We start from the raw sequence: 21678 nt of genomic DNA on the forward strand, positions 1-21678 counted from the left end.
AACTGTACTAAATAAATCCGGAATCAGTGTTCAAATAATTCCAGAATGAGTGTTCAAGTATTTCCGGAATCGCTGTTCAGATCCGGCCGGAATATGCAGTAATGGTTACATCACAGAAATAATCACCAGTGAAGTGAACACTTATTTACAGGGTTATAAATCCGACATCGATTACCCTGTCGATTTGATCATGCGAGCCCGATTTAATCCAGCGCTAGAAGGTTTTTGGTTTGGTTCTGTGATGGAGCTCATTAATGCGGTAACAATGATCGCCATAATTTTGTCTGGGGCTGCGCTTATTAGAGAAAAAGAGCGAGGCACTATAGAGCACCTGCTGGCTATGCCAGTTTCAGACAGTGAAATTATGCTGTCTAAAATATTAGCCTCGGGAGTAGTGGTTTGGGTTACTACTTTGTTTTCTGTTTATTTTATTATTCAGTGGGTACTATCCGTCCCCATTAATGGCGAAATATGGCTTTTCATGGTGGCTGTTGCTCTACAATTATTTGCCGTTTCGAGTATGGGTATTTTCATGGCTACCATTGCGCGATCTATGCCACAGTTCGGATTGTTACTTATCTTAGTTTTACTGCCCCTACAGTTGCTATCTGGAGGGGTAACACCAAGAGAAAGCATGCCTGGGTTCATTCAAAGCGCAATGCTGCTAATGCCCAATACCCATTTCGTGGAGGCTTCCCAGGGCGTGTTGTATAGAGGAGCAGGCATTAGTGTTGTTTATCCTCAGTTGTTAGCGCTTTTAGCTATTGGCTGTGCGTTTTATCTTATAGCGCTTAAAAGGTTTAAAAGCACCGTCGGCAGCATGACTTGAGTTCTAGTATATATTTCGGGGTTGAATTCGCGGTACCCAATATGTAGATCATTCTATCATTTGTAATCTCTGGTTGAGTCTTCACCTGATTCTGAAGTAGTTGTTGCAGACAAAGGCTACGGCAGTCAAGCTTTTCGAGACTTAGTGAGCAGTCGTAACGCTAACCATGTCATCCCAAGAAAAAGCAACAGTAAAACGGGTAATGATGATATTGATTGGCGATGTATCGCTATCGCCATTTAGTCGAAAATGCCTTTTTGAAAATTAAGAGGTTTCGAGCCGTAGCGACTCGATATGATAAGTTAGCCAGAAACGACCATAGTTTGGTGGCACTGGCTTTTGCGATTATGTGGCTACCAATGTGAATTGACTCGAATATGTACAGCAAAGATCAACACGCTCTAATATCCTTTTGACAATAATTACTCCCAACCACTTCGGGAGCCTCATCGTTACGGGGATGGATTTTAGAAATCAAATGGACAACACGACTCGATTTTCACTATTCGACACCTTAAGTGTTGTACGTTTTATCATTACAACGGCATTGCCATACAAGAGCTTAGTTAATTCCTCTTCAGTGTTGTAAAGATGAGGATACTTGCAACGCTTAAGCCGCAAGAGGACAAACAAAAAGAAATGATAGGTTCTAGGGAAATTAAGGTCACCGCGTAAGCGCCTATTGCTGCCCCTGTTAGATGAAAAAAGCCGGTTAGCGCCGCTAAAAAACCTGCGGATTTATCAGAGTAGCCAAGCATGATAGTTACGCTGCAGGGCATTGCAATGCCAATAAAAAAAAAGGTGATATAGCAATAAGTCAAAATACCCATTAACCCTTTTATTGCGAAGGGGGAAATAAGTAACCAAAAAAGCACAGAAAGCACAGCGATAAACAAGCTTGAATACTTGAATTTAAACAATGGTGAAACAGAGGCTAGTCGAATATTGATTATGCTTCCCATCACAAAAGACAGCGTGGCTAGAAGCGAATATAACGAGAACACAGTTTTGGTGAGTCCGAATTGTTGCATTATCATTGACGGCGAGATGGTAATGAAGTTAAACACAATGCCATAAAGTAGTCCGCTGGCCATACCCACTGAGACGATTTTCACCATTGTGCTTTTAATAAGCGCTAAAGTATCGCTAAAGACGTTCTCTGAGGTTGTCGGCATATACTGTTTGAGGGTGGTGGAAACTGAAAGCAGTAAAAGTAAGGCGAATACTCCCATTACTAGTACAAAATAAAAGATAGATGAAACTCCGAAAGACTCGCCAATTTGTGTACCTACTAGTGGCGCTATTGCTGGCGCGATAGCGAATGCAATGTTGATAAACGAAAGTGAAGCATTCAGCTGCTTTTCGCTAAATATCTGACGCGACAGTCCGCGCGATACTGAAACGCCAACCCCACCGCCTAAGCCTTGAATGACTCTTCCTACAAGAAAGGTATTTTCTTCGGTGGCAAGTGCCACCATAAGCGTACCTGCGATGAATACCAAGACTCCATACAGTAGAAACTTTTGTTTGTTTAGGTAGTCGCAGGCGACACCAGACACTAACTGCGAAAGTGAGAACGCGATAAGAAACACGGCCACGCTTTTTTCAATTATTCCCACATAGCTGTCGTATATAGCAGCCAAATCAAAAAAGAAGGGGCTATAAATGCTGGTAGAGAGTTGGCCAAGAATAGACAAAATGGTGAAGGTTACCGTCAGCGAATAAAACGTATGGCGTGACATGGTGTGCTTCATCTACGGAGAACCAAACTATGGGTAAAGAGACAGTGCAGTTAGGCTACAGATTTGGTGTTACAGTTTTAATAAAGACGCTTTTTTTAAGTTTAAGAAAAGCTGATAACGTCATGATATAAGCGAGTGGTGATTGGTAATTCTAGAAAAAATGGTGGCCCCACCCTGACTTGAACAGGGGACCTGCCGATTATGAGGCCCCGTTGCTAGTTTGTAATCCCTTTATAAGTGCGTGTTTTAACGTGGTCATGACCACCATCTTTCCGATATTGTTACCACCTATGAATTGTATGGTGTAACTCAAATTGACTCTTACCAGTTCTGAACTAAACTTTATTGTGGTAGTATAAAGTAGGATTATATCCTTACGAAATTTCTCTCATTGGAGGTAAATTATGGCAATGGTAAAGAAAAGTATCACAGTAACTGATCAACAAGAACAATGGATGCAAGCTCAACTTGCAACTGGTAATTATGCTAGTGACAGCGAGTTATTACGAGATTTGATCAGAAAAGAGCAAATGCGTACTAGCGAAGTTGAAGTTATTAGGCAAGAACTGATCAAAGCAGAGCAAAGCGGTTTTAGCTCTCGTTCTCCAGAAGATATTGTTAATGCGGTGATTGCTAGAAAACAAACTAATGGCGAAGTATAGATTAAGTAGTGCTGCCGATCAGGATTTCGAGCAGCTATTTGAATATGGCATTGATAACTTTGGGTTAGCTCAGGCTAAATCATACGTTGATGGGGTGATTATTCAGTTTCAAAGCATTGCGGAAAACCCGTTGCATTATCAGGCTGTTGATCACATTCGTAAGGGGTATAGACGAAGCGTGTATGGAAAACATGCTATTTACTATGTCGTTTCTAATGACTGCGTTGATGTCATGCGAATACTAAGAGCAGAAAACCTTAAAACTGCTTTTGAGTAATTAATGTGTCCAGTTCGTTATTGACGTGGCTTCATACTAACACTCAATTTCATTCAAAAACTATGTTTTGAGCTTTCATGAAAGAGGTAAGTGTCTGCTTAGTTGTGAGTTCGCTTGATAGATGCAGCACATTGGAATAATCGTTTAGTTGGAGCTCTCTTTCGTAACTCACCGTACGGAGGACAACTCTGAATGGTATGCAGCTAGTTTAGGGGAGGTTTAAATCAGTAATAAAAGAAAGCTTTCACTAAAAACTAGCGATGTCACCCATGAACCGATGCACAGATCTTAAAAAAGATTGATTCAAAATATCTGGGTTCTTTATCTTATCTTGCGTGCTAAAGTAATAAGTAGCACAGAGGTAGCACCAACCAAAACAGGTTAGTAGTTACTATCGACGAAGAGTAGAAAAATGGTGGCCCCACCCTGACTTGAACAGGGGACCTGCCGATTATGAGTCGGATGCTCTAACCAACTGAGCTATGGGGCCATTTTGAGATGTGCTGTGCAGTTTTTTATTGCAATTTGCTATGCATAACAACCACAAGCGAGCGCAAGTATAAGCAGTTTTATCTGCCTTGTCACGCCTCGCTGGTAGCTTTAAGATCTGTTTGCTTTATTTTTGTTCACTAAGCTGTAGTTTACTGTAACAGTAACGGTGTCGCTGGTGCTGTTAAAAGTAGGGTAGGTGTCGAAAAAGCCAGCTTCTACAGGTGCGGTAGGATCTGAAATGTCTAATACCGTTAAGCCACGCTCATAGTTAGACATATAGTAGCGTCTACCTCTTACGTAGCCGTTGTGATCGATAGTGCCGTTGTCACTGGTCCAAATGCTGGCAAGCATAGGTGTTGTGAGTGATGGAATATCAAAAATCATAACCCGGGTATTTAAGCTGAAGTGTCGCTCGTCCAACTCATCGTGAACAAAGGCATATTACTGCATGGGAAGCCGGCAGCCGTTCCATCTGTGGAAGCTTCATTTGCACTGACTTCGGTACTAAGGACCATGTGCGATGATGCCTGTGCTTGAAGGGAAGAAGCGGCTTTTCCGTCAGTTATACTGTCGAACCCTTTTTCATAAAGGGCTTCTGATAAATAGGTAGGCACATTAACTAGTGTAGTTTTGTGCAAGGCAGGCTTCTGTGCCTGGTAATGATCTTCACGAGAAAAGCCTCCTAATACGGGTAAAAGACTGTCGTTTAGAACTTGTGCATGCTGAGCGTTGTCGAAATAATATTGGCCTTCAGCAACAAAAATTTTGTCGCCTTCATTGGCCTGTCGCACGGCATAGCTTAACGTTTTACAGGGCCTGAAACGGTTGTCACACTTGCCCGCGTCCACGCCGTCTTCGGCAACAAAACGCGCTTTGTCATGGTCGGTGTGTGCTTGTGCACCTTGACTCACAAATGCTAAAAGCACCACTATTAGCGTTAATGGGAATGCATTCATCTTGTCGTCCGCGCAAGTGTGTAATTAGAAAAAGGTAGTTTGTATAAAAACTACCAGATATCCAAAGGAAGTACATACGTAAATGAAAATGCCTTTTCGCATGAGTTTCATGCCTTCGTTACTCTTTGCGGCGCTCGTGTCGTTAACCGGCTGTGATGTCATTAACCTCAAAGGAAGAGAGCCTGGTGAAATCCCGTTTAAGTTGGTGGGAGTCGATACGGGGGCATGTCCAATGATCATGAGTATTGGACAACAGCGATGGAATATAGATTACTTCGGTTTTTACCTTAGCAAGCCAGAAGTGCGCATTGATGGTAAGTGGCAGCGAGTTAAGTTTAAACAAACCCAATGGCAGACGCCGAATATAGCATTGCTAAAGTTTCACAATAAGTGCAACAACCCTGATGATGCCAATAGCAAAATTGTATTAGATGTATCGGAAGAGCTTTTAAAGCTGTCCACAAACTTGCGCTTCACTATGGGTCTTCCCTTCGACGATAATCACGCTAACCCGCTTACACAGCCTTCGCCATTGAATGACAGTACAATGTTTTGGAGTTGGCAAAACGGTCATAAGTTTTTGCGACTGGATGTGTCTAAAGGCTCAGAGGAAACACGCAAATGGTCTTATCATTTAGGTAGCGTGGGTTGCGATTCTGAATCAGCAGTCAGGCCACCTGAAAAATCGTGTGCTTTCACAAACCGGGTGGAGTTTATTCTGCCGATGACCCAGCTCGATACTGATTTAGATTTGGAAGTATCGGTGTCTAACATTGTCGCGCAAGTTGATATAAACGAAGCGCCAAGCTGTATGTTCGAGTCTCCTGAAACTGAGCCTTGTAAAAAGCTTATTAAGAATTTAGTGCACAGGCCTTGGATTAAGTGGCAGTAGCGGCACTCTTAATTGGCACTAGAAGGCGAGCTTTGCTCCCTTCCAAGGCGGCAATTATCGCTCTTGTTGCAATGATTTTAGGAGCGTGCAGTAAATCGCCCACGCCCTACACTTGGAATTTGCCTCATAATATTCCACCGCCTCCCGTTCCCGCAGACAATCCTGTGACCGAAGAAAGCGTAATTTTGGGAGAGAAGCTTTTCTTTGATAAGGGCTTAAGTGCTAACAACACGGTTTCATGCAGCAGCTGCCATGAACCAGAGCATGCTTTCTCTGAACCTAAGACGGTTTCAGTGGGCGCGAACGGAGACGCGCTAAACCGTAACGCATTAGCGCTAGTAAACGTGGCTTATAATGCATCCTTCACTTGGGCGCATAACAATTTAGAAAGTATAGAAAAGCAGCTGATGATCCCGCTTTTTAATGAACATCCTGTGGAAATGGGCGTTACGGGAAATGAAAAGCGTATATTAAAGCGCCTTGAGGGCAGCGAATATCGAGCGCTTTTTGAAGCGGCTTATGGTGATGACACACCCAATTTAAACAATATTGTAAAGGCGCTTGCTAGCTACGTAAGAAGTTTAGTGTCGTTTAACAGTGCTTTTGATAACTACGCTTACGCTCAAGAAGACGATGCACTAACCGCCCAGCAGCTTGAAGGTTTGAATCTGTTTTTTTCAGAGCGCACTGAGTGCTTTCACTGCCACGGAGGTCTGAACTTTACTCAATCGTCTAAGCATAGTTTTCAACCTTTTGCGGCTCAGCCTTTCCACAACACAGGCCTGTATAACGAAGATGGGAAGGGCAGTTATCCAGAATCGGACATGGGACTTTACAGCGTTACCCACAATAAACAAGACATGGGGAGGTTTAGAGCACCTACTTTGCGCAATATTGCCCTTACTGCGCCCTACATGCATGATGGCAGCATTGCCACCCTTGATGAAGTCATTGAGTTTTATGCTCGTGGGGGAAATCTGGCTGAAAGCCCCAACCCTTATCGCAGTCCGTTCATAAAAGGCTTTACGATTTCTGAAGATGAACAGGCGGCGTTGGTTGCATTTTTGCGCAGTTTAACCGACGAGCAATTTGTAAAAACACACACTACACGCAAAAATTAGCGATTTATTGCTCATTTTGTGTAATTTATGTTTATACTTTGCACACATATATCAACCAAATGCTTATGTGCTGATTGTTAACATCGTGATAAACTCAATCACTTACATTCTTTGTTAATAACTATAAAGCAGGTGAGCGGTCGCGGAGATGAGAATGACTGAAAAACCCTTCATTACAAGTGGTCGAAATACCATCATTCATAAAATAAGAAAATTAGATCTATTGGTGATCAATGGTGATGAACATCCGCCAATTCTTGTTACTTATAAAGGTATTAAGCAGTACGAAGGCAAAGTGCCTGAAAACAAGCGCGATGCTAAGATGATGGACATGGAACTAGTAGATGTAACTACTAGCGATGTGTTTGGCGACGAAAAAATATTATTGTTCGTACAAACCCTAAATGGGAAAGAGTATAAAATCGATTACTCTAAAATTGGGACGAGCATGTTTATTAAGATTCACCAAGACAGCATTTTCTAAAACACACTTTACCCCATATTGGGGTAGATGTGTTTTTAATTGATGGGGTTAGGCAATCTGGCCCCAGTTATCTGCCTTAAGTGAATTGAACCCTCCAATTACCCTTCCTTTTCCCTTAAGTTGTACGTAACGCTTTTTGAAAATATTAAACCGGCAGATGTCCACTGGCGTGACTTCCGATGCATTTACGCCACTTACAACACCTGCAGTCTCCAACCCCTCAGCAATAAACTCTGAACAGAACCAGCTATTAAAGTCTTCTTGATTGTAGCTTATGCTGCCGAACAAGGGATGTTCATCAATCACGTCCACTGCTGAGCCGAATAGCTGTACCATTTTTATGAACGGGACTTTCAATTCAATATGCTGGTAAAGGGACTTTGTGCACAATATGGGGTGTCTGAACCTGCGCTTCTAGCTATATTGCGCCAGCATTGAACAAAAGTGTTCAGCCAAATGTTGTAGGGATACGCGCTGAAAACGGGTGGTGTTGCTTAAATCCAGCAGAGATTAAATGGATAGAAGCTGCAGGTGACTACATGTGTGTTCAAACGCTATCAGAAAGCTACGTTGTCCGTACTACCTTGTGTGAATTACTTAAGCGTTTGGGAGAGCAGAATTTTAAACGCTGTAACCGCTCTGTGGCGGTCAACGCAAAACATATCGCGCACCTGGAACAAAGACTTAATCGGCAGCGAGTTGTCATGCAAGGTGGCGAAGCGTTCAAGATTACTCACAAGTATTACTATCAGTTTTGGCTGACAGACTGAACGACAAACCGCATTTCAGTGCAACATTCTACTATACGACCATGGTACTGCTGGTGCTCTAACTCGCTTATCGTTACACTTACTCACTGAATTTTGGGAATAAGTACTAGGACCTGCAAGGCCTAATAAGGAGCGATAGTGCGAGATGTAAGAAACATGATAGTGGGCGCAGTTTTAGTGTTTGCTGCTTATTATCTTGGGCTTGTTGTCGTTAATGTGAGTGGCCTTCCTATTCCAGGGCCATTAATGGGCTTATTCCTTTTACTCGCGATGCTTTTTCTTTTTCCTCAGCTTGAGGTTCACACGGCGCGCTTTGTTACTTTTCCCTTGAAGCATATGTCCTTACTGTTTATTCCTGCTGTACTTGGCGTATCTATTTATTGGGCTGACATTCAGTCCAACTCACTTGCCATTGCTATCGCGATTATTGTAACGACCTCGATAAGTTTAGGGATAACCGCTTGGTTTTCGCAGCAATTGTTTAACAGCAAAAGCGGCAGCGGCTCAGATGTGGCAAGCAAGGGTGGGGAGCAAGAATGAAAGAGGCTCTACATCAAGCATTTAGCTTAACGGGGTTACTGTGGCTTAGCGTTTCAATAATTGGCTACATTATTGCTCTTTGGGTGAACAAAAAATGCAAAGGTCACCCGCTAGCACATCCTATTGTCGTTACCGCGCTGATTGTGTCAGCTGGCCTTTATTTAACTGAAACAGGGGTTACTGAGTATCAACAGGCGGCTTCTTTGTTGCATTGGTTGCTAGGGCCTATCACTGTGGCATTAGCACTACCCATTTACAGACAATGGCAAAAGCTAAAGCACTACGGCTGGCGGTTAATGGCGAGTATTGCTTTTGGTGGCATACTCGCGCCTTTCACCGCTTGGCTTACTTTGTTTGCACTAGATGCACCGCGTGCAATACAAATTACCATGTTAGCTAAATCAATCACCACGCCCCTTGCTATGGAGTCGAGTGCGCAGGTTGGCGGCATTCCCGCATTGGCTGCCGTTTTTGTCATTGTGACGGGTGTAGTTGGAGCCATTGTGGCTACTGGTGTGTTTGCGGTCCTCAATGTACAAAATCGTCAGGCGCAAGGTATTGCTATGGGCACAGTGGCCCACGCAATTGGTACAGCCAAAGCTATTCAAATGGGGGAAGACGTGGCGGCGATGGCGACTCTGGGCCTTTGTGTAAATGGTATATTTACTGCGTTGGCATTACCTGTCATTTTTGGTTTCTTTGTTTGAGAGCTTTTCTCGTAACTTGGCGTTCTACCTATTCGTTGTGATTTAGTCTGACCAGACCTGCAATCACCTGTCTTGACTAAAAGGTGTACAAGATGCTGTAAGAAGCGCGTAACAAAGAATCAACGCGCCCTAATGTTTGTAAGTAAAAATGTGCTGGCAATATTCCCCAAAAGTGCTATTTCTTAGTGAGGTGTTTCGTATCACTATATGCATGGTATCTATTCAAACAAAAAGTAACCGGGTTACTGCGAAGTGTAAGTTAACTCAAATCGTTACTTCAGTTCACCATAGTTGTGCCGATACAGTTGAAATTGCTAGAAAATACCGGCGGTAGCTGGTTTCAAAAGCTAGGTGGTAAAAGAACTTAATGTTTTCTGTACTCGTATGTGACGACTCGTTAGTTGCGCGCAAGCAAGTGGCTAAATGCCTTCCTCAAGATTGGGAAGTGGCCGTACATTTCGCGAAGAATGGTCAAGATGCTCTATCGGCTATTGCTGAAGGAAAGGGCGATCTTCTATTGCTCGACCTCAATATGCCCGTTTTAGATGGGTACGGCACATTAGAAGCAATTCAGAAACAAGGTCTTAAAACCAAAGTTATTGTTGTATCTGGTGATATTCAGCCTGAAGCTCATGAAAGAGTGACATCGCTTGGCGCTTTGGACTTTATTCGAAAGCCGGTGGATCCAAAGAAGCTGGCCGAGGTACTAGATAAATTCAACATTCTTCATGTTGAAGAGGAAGAGCCGGAAGAAGTTTCACCGCTAGACCCTGAAATTCGCGATTGTTACCAAGAAATCACCAACATAGCTATGGGGCAAGCGGGGGATCATTTAGCCCGCACCATGAACGTGTTTGTTGAACTGCCTATTCCCAACGTTAATTTAATTGAAGTGTCTGAACTTCATATGATGCTTTCTGATATTGAGAGCCATGAGCAAGTTACCGCCGTATGCCAAGGCTTCTTAGGGCCAGGTGTTAGTGGTGAGGCGTTGTGTATTTTGAGCGACTCAAGCTTTGACGACGTGGCTAAAATACTCAATGTAGAAGGCGAAGTTGATGATCAGCTTCAGTTAGAGCTGCTTATGGATGCTGCGAGTATTTTGATTGGAACCTGTTTAACAGGGCTGGCCCATCAAATGGACATTAACTTCAGCCAAGGTCACCCCATTGTACTTGGTCAACATCGTGCCATCACTGAAATTATCAGCATGAACCAAATAAAGTGGAAGCGAACGTTGGCGATTGAGCTTAGCTATGGCTTGGAAGGCTACAATGTTCAGTGTGATTTGATTTTGTTGTTCACGGAAGAGTCTATGAAAATGATGAATTCTAAACTCGCCCACTTGTTGGAGGATTTTTAATGAGCCAGCATTTAGATGAGTTACAAGAATTTCACTGGATGATGGACATGCTGCAAACGGTAGACGTTGGCATTGTCGTACTAGACCGCAACTTCACAGTGCAAGTGTGGAACGGTTTTATGGAAAGTCACAGTGGGCTTTTGCCGAGTGAAGTAAGAGACAAAACGTTATTTTCGTTATTTCCCGCAATCAAACAAGACTGGTTTATTAAGAAAGCTAAGCCCGTTTTCGACCTAAAAACCCGTGCCTTTATGACATGGGAACAACGCCCTTATTTGTTCAAGTTTCCAAACTACCGGCCGATTACAGGTAGTGAGTCATTCATGTACCAAAACATCACACTTTCTCCTCTTACTTCTGCGACGGGTAAGGTGGATTTTATCAGTATGATGATTTACGACATGACTGATGTAGCGGTAGGTAAAAAGCAGCTAGAAGCGCTACAAGTAACAGTGTCTGAAGCGCAAGAAGCAAGCTCACAATCAGATAGAGCAAAGAAAACCTTCTTATAACCGCTACGTGTAACCCGTGAGAGTATATTGTTTATCTTGCGGTTCTATCTACATCAAGTTTTTACTCGCACTGAGCATAGAACAGCAGCACAGAGTGCGATGGGAGTACGTATGCAATCAAGTTCGTCTTCATTTTCAAGCTACCTTCCTCGCACCGTAATACGCGGGCTTGCAGTTATTGGTGGTGCTTTCATTCTAGCAGCCTGCGGTGGTGGCGGAGGCGGAGATGGTGACTCTAGTGGTGGGGGATCTGGCAATGGCAACTTAGTTGTTAATGCAGGCGCTAACGCTACCGTAACGGAAGGCGTGACCTATTCACTAAGTGCACAAGTGAGTGGTGGTGATGGCACGTATACGTACAACTGGAGCGCGTCTCCATCGCTGACCATTACACACGAAGACACCAGCGCTTCTGCAGCGAGCTTCGTTGCGCCGTTAGTTAATAGCGCCACTGAATACACGCTTACCGTCTCGGTAAACGATCAAAGCGGTAATACGGCTAGTGACTTCACGGTAATTACTGTTGCGCCGGTAAACATAGCGCCGGAAGCAAGTATTGATGTGCCTGCGTGGGAAGGTCTGCCAGCGAATACTTTCCCAGGCGGCGTTGAAATTATTTTTGATGGCACGGGAAGCAGCGATACTGACTCATCTACGTCCGATGGCGAAATTGCCGATTATGTTTGGTCTCAAACCAGCGGCACTAACGTTATTACGGGGGTGGAAACGAACCTTTCTACCTTAACAATTACTACGCCTATCGCTAACGAGTCTCAGGAACTCACTTTTCAACTTGAAGTAACTGATAGCGAAGGTGCAACCGACGTAGACACAGTGACAATCTCAGTGCAGTCTGAAACCGAGACACTGCCTGTGGTTGATGCAGGCTTCTCGCAAGGCGTTTTCAGTGGTGAGGTGGTTATTTTGGATGGTGAAGCAAGCACCAGTATTCCCAGTGCTTTACCGCTTACTTATTCTTGGGAGCGCAGTAACAACGTTACATCTAACAATGGGGCAACGACGGGAGTGGCAGCTCGCCCGGTAGATGACAACGATGCACTATCTACGTTTGCTATTGCCCCTTCCGTATCCACCGCGACTGTGGTGGCCTATACACTTACTGTAACAGACGCTAACAACAACAGTGTTGAAGACACCATTAACGTTAGAATACGCCCCATGCCGACGCCGCTATTGAACGACACGGGATTTTTGCAGCAAGCCACCAATAATGCGTTAACAGAGGCGCAGCAAAATGATTTTCCTGGCCAAGACGGACAACGCGGAGCTGATATTATTGAACAGAATGGCTTAATTGAAAAAGCTGGGCGTGGTAAAGCCGGCTTCGACTTTACCCGTTTAAATGCCAATGGCGACGAACAAGACGCCAGCGCAGATACGTGGTCGTGCGTTCGTGACAATGTGACAGGATTGGTGTGGGAAGTTAAAACTGACGATGGGGCATTTCAAGATAAAGACTACACCTATTCTTGGTACAGCGAAGAGGTAAATGGCGGTTTTGAGGGCGACCAGACAGGCGCGAATGCAACGTGCTTATTAACCAGCTGTAATACCTCTGCATATGTACAGGCGGTTAACGCACAAGGGCTGTGTGGTTTTTACGACTGGCGGCTACCTACTCACCATGAACTCTTTTCGTTAATGCATTTAGGCATTGCCGACGACGTGGCCATTGATGAAGATTACTTTCCTAACACCGGTGCAGTCTCTACCGAGCCCCTATGGTATTGGACCTCAGTGCCAAGTGCTGATGGGGTAAACAGTGATGATGCACAAAATGCATGGGCATTGGATTTTGATTCAGGTGTCGATAACTTTCTTAATAAGTCATCAGCGGCGCGTGTTCGTCTTGTAAGAGCAGGGAGATAGTCATGAGCAATAAAGTTAATAAATCCGCTCAACGCGTACTGAAAAGCGCAGTGCTAACTACACTCAAAATGGTTGCAGCCTCGACGTTGCTTGCTAGTGCATCGCTTTCAGCTTTCGCCCAAGAGTGTCTGTCTGACGGACTAGAAACCACGCCCAACGATAATTTTGAAGCAGTGACTACCAGTACTTTGTTGGATACCACCACAGATTTAGTATGGAGACGATGTTCCGAAGGGCAAACTTGGGACGGCTCAACATGCAGTGGTGAAGCGGTGAAGTATACGTGGCAGCAGGCGCTACAACTTGCGCAGCAGGCGAGTAACGAAGACCTGCTAGGATGGCGCTTGCCCAACGTTAAAGAGTTGGCCACCTTAACGGAACGCGACTGCGTACGCCCGGCGATTAATAGCTCCCTTTTCCCAGCTACGCCTCCGGATGATTTTTGGACTTCTACCCCCTCGGCAGATGATCCAGACAGAGCCTGGGTTGTTGCGTTCTTTAATGCGAGCCATTCGATTAAAGAGAAAGACCGTTTCATTTACGTTCGACTGGTGCGCACCTACACCAACGAATAGGTGTAGATAAAGATCTACACCGCTTCGTATTAGTCTTTCGTCTAGTATCTGACCCTTAGACTTTTTATCAACAAAGCACGCTCTATAATGCGTGCTTTGTTTTTTTGGTTTGAACGTCAATTTTAAAGAAAATCGACACTCTTGCTTAGAGCCTGTTGACCTTTGGTGAATAACAAAAGTCTACAGTCTCTAGTATCAAGCTGCGTTTTGAGTAGATTGATAATATCGACATGTTCAACCTGATTTTTAGCACGTTAGACTCATGATGGCTTTTTATTTCCCAGTAAGCTAGCCACAATGTTGGTATGAAAATGATATCGAGCCTTAAGGCTGCCCTTTTTACAATTTGTTTATTCGCTGGACTTAGCACATCGGCGCAGGCTGAATATACCTGTAATATCGATTTTGCTTACGGTATTGCCGTTAATAACGAACAGCTTCGCGTAATGGATAAAACCCGCACCGTAGTTCAGATTAATGACCAAAACCAGCTTTTTGTAGGTGGACGTTGGCAAACCTTGAATGAGCAAGAACGGCAGTGGCTAGAAGAGTATTCTTCAGGGTTACACTATGTAGTACCAAAAATGATTATTTTGGCCACCGAAGGTGTAGATTTAGCTATTGATACCATTGAGCATGTTTACCTAGGCTTAGTAGGCAGTGATCACGACAGCTACGAGCGTTTGAATGCTGCTATGAAGCGTGTTCAAAACCGCGTGAAAGATAAATTCAGGCATGCCAGTAATCATTATTTTATTGGCCCAGGATCACTGGAAAGCGTTGATGAATTCGTGGATAGTGAAATTGAAGCGCAGCTTGAGGAAGCAATTTCTACCTCAGTAGGCGGTATATTATCGGCAATCAGCGGCATTAACACCGGAAGTGGCGAAGTAAATCAAGAGAAAGTAGCGGAAATTACTCGTCAGCTTAATAACGTGGGCGAGCACCTTGATGTGGGTGATAAAGCTACGACATTGCGTAAAAAGGCCGAGTGGTTTTGTGAAAAGCTCAAACGCTTAGACGTAGCGGAAGAGAACCTTCGAGCAAGTGTGCCTGCATTCAAGCCTTACAATATCATTACGCGACATGATAAGAGTGAAAACTAGTTGAAATAAGTATTACGTGTACTAATTCTGGTTAAAGACTGATTAAGACAGAAAAGCCTGCGTGAGCAGGCTTTTTTGATCTAACTTTTTGGTTGACTCAAAAGGGCAAGATTACACGAAACACGACAGTAGAGAGTTAAGATATCTACGTCCTTTAGCGGTTACCTGCCAGTGACTATCTGAAATAGACAGCAGCCCTTGGTGATGAGCATCAGACAGTGCGCGTTTAACGTCATCCGTTAACTCAGTACCTGTGAAGTCACTAAAATCACTCATCGGGCAAGGCTCAACTAAACGAAACCTATTCATAAAAAACTCAAACGGTAGGTCGTCTGCACTAACCAGCGTTTGCGTATCTAAATACGGGCGGCTCATTTCCATATAGCCTCTTGGATGCTTCACTTTAACGGTACGATGAATTGTGCCGTTAGCGGCATCGGTAATCTTCCCGTGCGCACCGCATCCAATGCCTAAGTAATCGCCAAAACGCCAGTAATTCAGGTTATGGCGGCATTGGTGCCCGGCTTTGGCGTAGCCTGAAATTTCGTACTGGTGATAGCCTGCACGCTCTAAGAGGCTGTGACCTTTTTCCTGTATTTCCCACAGAATGTCGTCGTCAGGTAGCTCTGGTGGTTTTGAATAGAAAGGCGTGTTTGGCTCGATAGTAAGCTGGTACCACGACAAGTGGTAAGGCGTGAGCTCAATGCCTTGCTTCAAATCTGCCATAGCATTCTCTACGCTTTGTTCAGGTAGACCATGCATGAGATCTATATTAAACGTAGGTAGCCCTGCGCTGTGTGCTTGTTTTACCGCATTTTCAGCTTGGCTCTCATCGTGGATACGGCCTAGCACTTTTAAATGCTTCGGCTGAAAGCTTTGAATGCCCACCGATATTCGGTTTACGCCTGCCTGATAAAAGCCCGCAAACTTACCTGCCTCGACGGTGCCTGGGTTGGCTTCCATGGTTATTTCAGCAGTGTCGCTTAAGTTAACCCGCTGTTTGACGCCGTTTAAGATGTCAGCCATGGCCTCGCTTGAAAACAAACTGGGCGTGCCACCGCCTATAAAGATTGTCTCGACAGGGCGGTCGCCAATGCGTTTGGCATCAATGGCTAAATCGTCCAGCAGGTGCGCCACATATTCTTTCTCGGGTAAATCAGATTTAAGCCCGTGAGAGTTAAAATCACAGTAAGGACACTTTTGAACACACCAAGGAATGTGGATATAAAGGCTAAGCGGTGGATTACGCAAAAGTCGCTCTCATATTATCAAGCAAAATCGCTAAGGCGTTGCCGCGATGGCTAATACGGTTTTTTTCGGCTTTCTCCAATTCTGCCGCAGTGCAGCCATGAGTTGGCACGTGAAATACCGGGTCGTAACCAAAACCGTCGTTACCAGAGCGAGCAGTTAAAATTTCGCCTTGCCATTTACCTTGGCTAACTAATGGTACTGGGTCGTCAGCATGGCGCATAAACACTAATGTACAGAAGAAATGCGCTTTACGCTGGGTTTCGCCATCTAGGGCAGCTAATAGCTTGTCGATATTGGTGTCATCAGTTGCATCAGCGCCAGCATAGCGGGCTGAATAGATACCGGGTGCACCGCCAAGGGCGTCAACCACTAAGCCTGAGTCGTCAGCAATAGCAGGAAGGCCTGTTACTTGTGCCGCATGACGCGCTTTAATAATGGCATTTTCAACAAATGTTGTACCTGTTTCAGGCACATCAGATACACCTAATTCTTTTTGCGCCACAACGTCTACGCCGTAATCTGCAAATAAGGATGCAAACTCTCGCACCTTGCCTTGATTACCTGTGGCTAAAACAATTTTTTCTGGGAATTTCATTGTGCCAGACTCCTCGTTTTTTCTTTGCTCCTGAAATAAGCTCGAGCACATTCATCGGGTTACTTTAGGTTATTCAGGACGAAGGTTGGGAGTGGTTTGAGCAAACCCTCTGCCGCAGGGATGCGGCAGCGGAGCGCACATGGATGTGTTTACCGCGTGTTTGCGAAAGCCACTCCCAACCTTCGGCCATCGCATCGCTCACCCTCTACGTGCTCGAGTTTTACTTTTTCTTTTTAGGCTTAGCTTTTGCCTTGGCTTTGTCTTTGGCCTTTACTTTTTTCTTTTTCGGGCCAATTTTAGGCGTTTTGTTTTTGGGGCGTAGCTCGTCAATAACGCGAGCTTTAAGTGGTTCGCCCATGTAACGTGCGGTTTTGGCTACCATGTCAAAATCGTGGGCCTCAACCAAAGATATTGCAGTACCTTTGGCGCCAGCGCGGCCGGTTCTGCCAATGCGGTGAACATAAACGTCGGCTTTGCGCGGCATGTCGAAGTTAATAACATGGCTCACGTTAGGTACATCAATACCGCGGGCAGCAACATCCGTTGCCAGCAAGATAGGTACTTCACCACTTTTGAAACGGGCTAGCGCTGCAATACGTTTGTCTTGTGGCATTTCACCCTGTAGCCAGCACACTGGAATATCTTTCGAGGCTAAGAAGTCCTTAAGCATTTGCAGGCGTTCGCGGGTTTTCACAAACACAACCGCTGACGTCGTTGTTTCTTGCTTCAAAATATTCACCAGCAATGCTTGCTTGTGATTCATGTCGTCAGCAAGGTGATACCACTGATGAATTTTGTTCTTCTCTTTGCGCGATGGGTTCGCTTCAATCACTTCAGGATTGTTAAGAATGTCATGAGCGAAAGTCTTAACGCCTTTGCCTTCAAGCGTGGCAGAGAACAATAGGTTTTGCTTGCGCCAGCGCGCTTCGGCAGCAATTTGGTTAACTACCGTTGAGAAACCCATATCCAACATGCGGTCAGCTTCATCAAGGATCAAACACTCGATATCACGGCAATCTGCGGCTTCTTTTTCGATATGCTCAAGCAAACGACCTGGCGTGGCCACAAGAATATCGAGATTCTTGCTTAAGGTTTCTTTATCGGTACCGTAGTTAATACCACCGGTTATTACCCCGCACACAATTTGTGTATGCTTTGTTATGGCTAGGGCTTGTTCGTAAACCTGTAGCGCTAACTCGCGGGTAGGCGTTAGGATCAAAATACGTGTAGCACCAGGCTGTCTGCGCGGATAATCAAGTAAAAACTGGCATGCAGGCAATAAGAAAGCGGCTGTTTTACCAGTACCTGTAGGAGCAGAGGCCAAGATATCTCGTCCATCCAACGCATGCGGGATAACCAGTTCTTGAATGCTAGTTGGAGTTTCAAACCCCATATCGGCAGCTGCGTGACACAGTGCTTCGTCTAATTCGAGTTCTTCGAAAGTCATAGTATAAAAAACGCTCTAAATGAATGGAGCGTATTGTAGCATTGCTATACCAAAACATTGAGAAAAACTGGCGTTAAATTCGCACACCGTAGGTAAATACACATTCTGATGCTAACGGGTTGGTACTGTTGGCGTTAAGTAAGTGCAAGTGCGTCAAATCGAGCTTACTCACTTTATCCTCACTTTCAACCCGTGAAATTTCGAAGTAGTAGTTGGCGTACGGTGAATTTGGTTCTTGAAGCTCTAGGTAAGGAAACTGGCGATACTTCCATTTACCCTTTACGTCTTCTGAAGATGTGGGCGTTTGAAGTGTGAGGGTATACGTACCGTCTTTATACAGCGTGAGGCGCTCGCCGTTACCACATCCATTGGCGATATAGCTATGGATAAGATCTTGGGCAAGGAGGGTTCCGTGGGGGCGATTGCCGTCAGGAAACACGAACAGCGCCAAAGAGTTTTTAGTATACCAATGATTGCCTTGAGTGAGCGATTGGACACGGTTTATAGAGTAACCCGCATGCTCTGCGATGCTAGTGGTATTGTCGATTGCTTCTGGTGATTGTAGCAGCAATGAATAGAGCAACGTATTTGTAGACACGGATGTAGGAAAATCAAAGTCGTTTACTTCAACATTCAAGCCTTGGTCCGTTAACTGTTCAGATAAGGCTTGAACTTTGGACGGCTCAAGATATTTGCCATAAAGGTAGACGGTTGGGGGGCTTGCACATCCACTAACTATAAGGGGAAAAGCTAAAGTTATAAGGTACGTTATTATTGTTTTTTTCACTTAAGAATCTCCAAGCCGATGCCAGATTTTTTCATTTAAAAGGGCGAATCGTTTGTTTAAAGCGAAGCGCGCTTTGAAGCTGTTATTTAACGAGCTGCGAACAAGCAACGAATAACTAGCGAGCAACTGTTGCACAAGAACGCACAAATATAGTTAAGGATTACATTTGTAATCTAAGTTAGATAATAGCGACATGCTTAAGTTGTGTAAACGAAAACTTGTTAGCAAGAAGGTGGGGCAAAGGCTGTGAGGGACGGTATAAGCATAAGGTATATCACAGTGATGTAACCAGTGCGCGGTAATCCCAGCTTTGAAGCACGCCATCAGAGGAGAGGGTAACAACATCACCATCCTTGTTAAGTGTAATAGCGTGAGTGGTGGCTTCGCTTGAGTAGCGTTTAATTTCCCATGAGGCTATCTCTTCGCCAGAGTTAGCATGCCATAGCGTCACCACTGATTTGGGTGATGTTGTCATAAGGTAGTCACCGTTTTCTAAAAATAACCCTTTTCGGAAAAAGCGGAAACGTTCCATAAATTGTAGTTCAGACATCACTTCATGGGTGGCGAGATCAATAATTTCGTGGCTGTTCAGCGCATCGGATATAAAAGCTCGCTGAGCTCTATTGTCTAGCACTGAAGCGGTAACTCGACTGCGATATTGCCTTTCCAGCAACACATCGTTTTTGTCTAAATCCCATAGAAACCAGCGCTTATCTATCCCTCCAGAAAACGCATAGTCATTAGAAAAATAGCCTACATGAAGCACTTTCATTGTATTGTGCTGGTATTGCAATGCAGTACCGTTATCAAAATTTAGTAGCAATACGGTACCGTCGGTCATACCAACTAGTGCGCTGTCACCATGGTGAGATAGGGAAGTTGATGACGCTGTGGCGCCGGGATCTTTACCACTAAAATGCCAACTACCTACCACATCACCTGATTGCAAGTTAATCAGTGTAGTGCTCCAATAGCCTGTGAGCGCTAACCATGCCTTGTCTTTGGAAAACGTAATGAGGTGCAGTGACTCTTCATCAAGCACGTCACTATGCCACTTGTAGCGCTCTCGTTTTTCATCAACATCCCAAACAGAAACAGAGGAATCGTCAAAAATGAATGCCGCAAGACGGGCATCGTCTGAAAGCGCAGCATTCCTCACTGGCTCTTGGGTAAAGCGAAACTCGTGAACAGGTAATACGCGCGTCTCTTCAGTGCAACCAGAAAGCGCAAGGAGAACGGTGCAAAGTAAATAAAAAAGTGGTGACGCTAAAGGTGAGAGAAAGCATCCGTTCGTTTTTCTTTCGATCATTGCTTTACCACTATTGATTATTAATCGAGGCAATAGCAGATAACTTTGCTTGGTTAAGCGCGTCTTTTATTTCGGGGCCTTTAACGCCGGTGGCAATGATGTCTTGCACGTTCACTTGTTTGGCGGCAGCTAATGCATTTTCGATGCGCTTTTGTTGTTCTTGCCAATCTACGCCTTTGCTATGAGCATAAGGCGCAAAAGCGCTAAGCAATAATGTAAAACGCTCCTCTCTTCTCCATGCATCACAGCCATTGAATAAGGCGAGGAGGTCGGCGGGAGAGTTCTGCATAGTCAATAGAAAATCTTTGAATTTGCAGGCAAGGATGACAATCTCACTAACTTGGTTCTGCACTTTCAGTCGGCTACATAAGTGCTTCGCATCCTCCTCACCAAGGTGAGAGAGCAGAGCAGTAAATCTTGTTATCAGCCTAGCGGTTTCTGAATTGCTGCTGTCAGGTAATGGGGTTTCTGAACCCGTGTCTTTAACAAAGCTCTCATTTTTAGCCTTTTCTAGATCTACCGCCGTTTTTAATGTTGCCAAAGCAGTATCTAAGTTACTTTCAAGCTCAGTAAACCAGTCATTAAGACCGTGGGCTTGGTTTAATACAGTGAAAAAAACATGCGGTGTTTTCTCTAAAAGACTACGCTTTGTTTCTTGCCATACCCGCTCAGCACTTAGCGTGCTTAACTCGCCGCTTTGCGCCATAGACTGCATAAGTGCCATGGTTTCAGTGGCGATAGTAAACCCTAAATAAGCATAGCGGGTTGCAAACCGAGCAACGCGAAATACGCGTAGAGGGTCTTCACTAAAGGCTTCAGATACGTGGCGAAGTACGCGGTTTTCTAAATCTTTTTTACCACCATAGGGGTCGATGAGTTTTCCATAGTTGTCTTGCGCTATCGCATTAACGGTAAGGTCCCGGCGTAACAAATCTTCTTCTAACGTCACCGAGCTTGACGCGTCGCATACAAAACCGGTGTAACCTTTTCCTGACTTACGTTCTGTACGTGCAAGTGCGTATTCTTCCTGTGTTTTAGGGTGTAAAAAAACAGGGAAGTCTTTGCCTACTTGGGTAAAACCCTGGCTGAGCATTTCTTCTGGCGTGGCGCCCACCACGACATAGTCGCGTTCAACAACCTTTCTGTTTAACAGTGCGTCACGCACTGCGCCACCAACGAGATATATTTGCATGCTCTTCCAACGATTTTTTAGTCAGTAATACTTTTTAGATTGGGAATACATCGACTTTTGACGTGTAACGAAAATCAACCTTCCCAAGGTAACAGAGGCGCAGTATAGCAATGTTACAAATAAAATTCGTAGCCACATCGTTATGCGCTTTCACTTCAAGGTTGCGTCTGGTAGTTTAA

Annotated in this window: 24 protein-coding genes, 1 tRNA gene and 1 pseudogene; 15 read left to right on the top strand and 11 right to left on the bottom strand. The window is 44.6% G+C overall.

Annotated elements, in window-relative coordinates; genetic code table 11:
• Positions 1-133 precede the first annotated feature (133 nt).
• Both MHN09_RS00005 and MHN09_RS00010 read left to right on the top strand, forming a co-directional pair.
• Positions 134-829 (top strand): ABC transporter permease, encoded by a 696-nt coding sequence (locus tag MHN09_RS00005; RefSeq protein ID WP_239238454.1) that lies wholly within the window; start codon positions 134-136, stop codon positions 827-829.
• An 84-nt stretch (positions 830-913) separates the two neighbouring features.
• Positions 914-1194, top strand: a pseudogene (locus tag MHN09_RS00010) (transposase); the annotation flags it as partial.
• Between the two features lie 201 nt (positions 1195-1395).
• Here MHN09_RS00010 and MHN09_RS00015 read toward each other — a convergent pair.
• Complete coding sequence (locus tag MHN09_RS00015) at positions 1396-2571, bottom strand: MFS transporter (RefSeq protein ID WP_239238457.1); 1176 nt, start codon at positions 2569-2571, stop codon at positions 1396-1398.
• Positions 2572-2975: 404 nt separating this feature from the next.
• Here MHN09_RS00015 and MHN09_RS00020 point away from each other — a divergent pair, with 404 nt between their 5' ends.
• Complete coding sequence (locus MHN09_RS00020) at positions 2976-3233, top strand: type II toxin-antitoxin system ParD family antitoxin (RefSeq protein WP_239238460.1); 258 nt, start codon at positions 2976-2978, stop codon at positions 3231-3233.
• On the top strand, positions 3220-3510 hold the full coding sequence (locus MHN09_RS00025) for a type II toxin-antitoxin system RelE/ParE family toxin (RefSeq protein ID WP_239238463.1): 291 nt from the start codon (positions 3220-3222) through the stop codon (positions 3508-3510). Before MHN09_RS00020 ends, MHN09_RS00025 begins: the two co-directional genes overlap by 14 nt.
• Positions 3511-3923: 413 nt before the next feature.
• Here the strand turns inward: MHN09_RS00025 and MHN09_RS00030 are convergent.
• The 3 genes from MHN09_RS00030 to MHN09_RS00040 all read right to left on the bottom strand — a co-directional run bounded on the left by MHN09_RS00030 (position 3924) and on the right by MHN09_RS00040 (position 4958).
• Positions 3924-4000, bottom strand: a tRNA-Ile gene (locus MHN09_RS00030).
• Positions 4001-4110: 110 nt separating this feature from the next.
• Positions 4111-4386, bottom strand: coding sequence for a hypothetical protein (locus tag MHN09_RS00035; RefSeq protein WP_239220358.1), 276 nt, complete (start codon positions 4384-4386; stop codon positions 4111-4113).
• An 11-nt stretch (positions 4387-4397) separates the two neighbouring features.
• Complete coding sequence (locus tag MHN09_RS00040) at positions 4398-4958, bottom strand: hypothetical protein (protein WP_239238466.1); 561 nt, start codon at positions 4956-4958, stop codon at positions 4398-4400.
• Between the two features lie 82 nt (positions 4959-5040).
• On the opposite strand from MHN09_RS00040, the gene MHN09_RS00045 reads away from it, so the two are divergent.
• The 3 genes from MHN09_RS00045 (at position 5041) to MHN09_RS00055 (ending at position 7455) form a co-directional block, all read left to right on the top strand.
• Entirely contained in the window at positions 5041-5850 is an 810-nt protein-coding gene (locus MHN09_RS00045; RefSeq protein WP_239238469.1) for an MbnP family copper-binding protein, read from the top strand.
• A gap of 32 nt (positions 5851-5882) precedes the next feature.
• A complete protein-coding gene (locus MHN09_RS00050) occupies positions 5883-6971 on the top strand; it encodes an MbnH family di-heme enzyme (protein ID WP_239238471.1) in 1089 nt (362 codons plus the stop codon).
• Between the two features lie 154 nt (positions 6972-7125).
• Positions 7126-7455, top strand: a complete 330-nt coding sequence (locus MHN09_RS00055) for a hypothetical protein (RefSeq protein ID WP_202941078.1) — start codon at positions 7126-7128, stop codon at positions 7453-7455.
• Positions 7456-7503: 48 nt separating this feature from the next.
• On the opposite strand, the gene MHN09_RS00060 is transcribed toward MHN09_RS00055, so the two are convergent.
• A complete protein-coding gene (locus MHN09_RS00060) occupies positions 7504-7791 on the bottom strand; it encodes a hypothetical protein (protein ID WP_239238474.1) in 288 nt (95 codons plus the stop codon).
• A gap of 98 nt (positions 7792-7889) precedes the next feature.
• On the opposite strand from MHN09_RS00060, the gene MHN09_RS00065 reads away from it, so the two are divergent.
• The 8 genes from MHN09_RS00065 (at position 7890) to MHN09_RS00100 (ending at position 14918) form a co-directional block, all read left to right on the top strand.
• Positions 7890-8225, top strand: a complete 336-nt coding sequence (locus tag MHN09_RS00065) for a LytTR family DNA-binding domain-containing protein (RefSeq protein WP_239238477.1) — start codon at positions 7890-7892, stop codon at positions 8223-8225.
• Positions 8226-8363: 138 nt separating this feature from the next.
• Positions 8364-8765, top strand: a complete 402-nt coding sequence (locus MHN09_RS00070; RefSeq protein WP_239238479.1) for a CidA/LrgA family protein — start codon at positions 8364-8366, stop codon at positions 8763-8765.
• On the top strand, positions 8762-9472 hold the full coding sequence (locus tag MHN09_RS00075) for an LrgB family protein (RefSeq protein WP_014978487.1): 711 nt from the start codon (positions 8762-8764) through the stop codon (positions 9470-9472). Before MHN09_RS00070 ends, MHN09_RS00075 begins: the two co-directional genes overlap by 4 nt.
• Positions 9473-9839: 367 nt before the next feature.
• On the top strand, positions 9840-10835 hold the full coding sequence (locus tag MHN09_RS00080; RefSeq protein ID WP_239238480.1) for a response regulator: 996 nt from the start codon (positions 9840-9842) through the stop codon (positions 10833-10835).
• Positions 10835-11347, top strand: a complete 513-nt coding sequence (locus MHN09_RS00085) for a PAS domain-containing protein (RefSeq protein WP_014948470.1) — start codon at positions 10835-10837, stop codon at positions 11345-11347. Before MHN09_RS00080 ends, MHN09_RS00085 begins: the two co-directional genes overlap by 1 nt.
• Positions 11348-11458: 111 nt before the next feature.
• Entirely contained in the window at positions 11459-13237 is a 1779-nt protein-coding gene (locus MHN09_RS00090; protein WP_239238482.1) for a DUF1566 domain-containing protein, read from the top strand.
• 2 nt (positions 13238-13239) lie between these two features.
• A complete protein-coding gene (locus MHN09_RS00095) occupies positions 13240-13812 on the top strand; it encodes a DUF1566 domain-containing protein (RefSeq protein WP_014948472.1) in 573 nt (190 codons plus the stop codon).
• Between the two features lie 311 nt (positions 13813-14123).
• On the top strand, positions 14124-14918 hold the full coding sequence (locus tag MHN09_RS00100; RefSeq protein ID WP_014975812.1) for a YggN family protein: 795 nt from the start codon (positions 14124-14126) through the stop codon (positions 14916-14918).
• A 111-nt stretch (positions 14919-15029) separates the two neighbouring features.
• Here the strand turns inward: MHN09_RS00100 and hemW are convergent, their stop codons facing one another.
• The 6 genes from hemW to MHN09_RS00130 all read right to left on the bottom strand — a co-directional run bounded on the left by hemW (position 15030) and on the right by MHN09_RS00130 (position 21499).
• Positions 15030-16169, bottom strand: coding sequence for a radical SAM family heme chaperone HemW (hemW, locus tag MHN09_RS00105; protein WP_239238484.1), 1140 nt, complete (start codon positions 16167-16169; stop codon positions 15030-15032).
• Positions 16162-16764, bottom strand: coding sequence for an XTP/dITP diphosphatase (locus MHN09_RS00110; RefSeq protein WP_014948475.1), 603 nt, complete (start codon positions 16762-16764; stop codon positions 16162-16164). Before MHN09_RS00110 ends, hemW begins: the two co-directional genes overlap by 8 nt.
• 220 nt (positions 16765-16984) lie before the next feature.
• Positions 16985-18211 carry an ATP-dependent RNA helicase SrmB gene (gene srmB, locus MHN09_RS00115; protein ID WP_014948476.1) on the bottom strand — a complete coding sequence of 409 codons (1227 nt, stop codon included), beginning with the start codon at positions 18209-18211 and terminating at the stop codon, positions 16985-16987.
• A 73-nt stretch (positions 18212-18284) separates the two neighbouring features.
• The gene (locus MHN09_RS00120; protein ID WP_239238486.1) at positions 18285-18998 is read right to left on the bottom strand and encodes a hypothetical protein; all 714 of its coding nucleotides are present in this window, start codon (positions 18996-18998) and stop codon (positions 18285-18287) included.
• A 274-nt stretch (positions 18999-19272) separates the two neighbouring features.
• On the bottom strand, positions 19273-20307 hold the full coding sequence (locus tag MHN09_RS00125; protein ID WP_239238488.1) for a WD40 repeat domain-containing protein: 1035 nt from the start codon (positions 20305-20307) through the stop codon (positions 19273-19275).
• Between the two features lie 10 nt (positions 20308-20317).
• Positions 20318-21499 (bottom strand): CCA tRNA nucleotidyltransferase, encoded by a 1182-nt coding sequence (locus tag MHN09_RS00130; RefSeq protein ID WP_239238490.1) that lies wholly within the window; start codon positions 21497-21499, stop codon positions 20318-20320.
• Positions 21500-21678 lie beyond the last annotated feature (179 nt).

The sequence above is a fragment of the Alteromonas sp. MmMcT2-5 genome (assembly GCF_022348315.1).
GTDB lineage: Bacteria > Pseudomonadota > Gammaproteobacteria > Enterobacterales > Alteromonadaceae > Alteromonas > Alteromonas macleodii.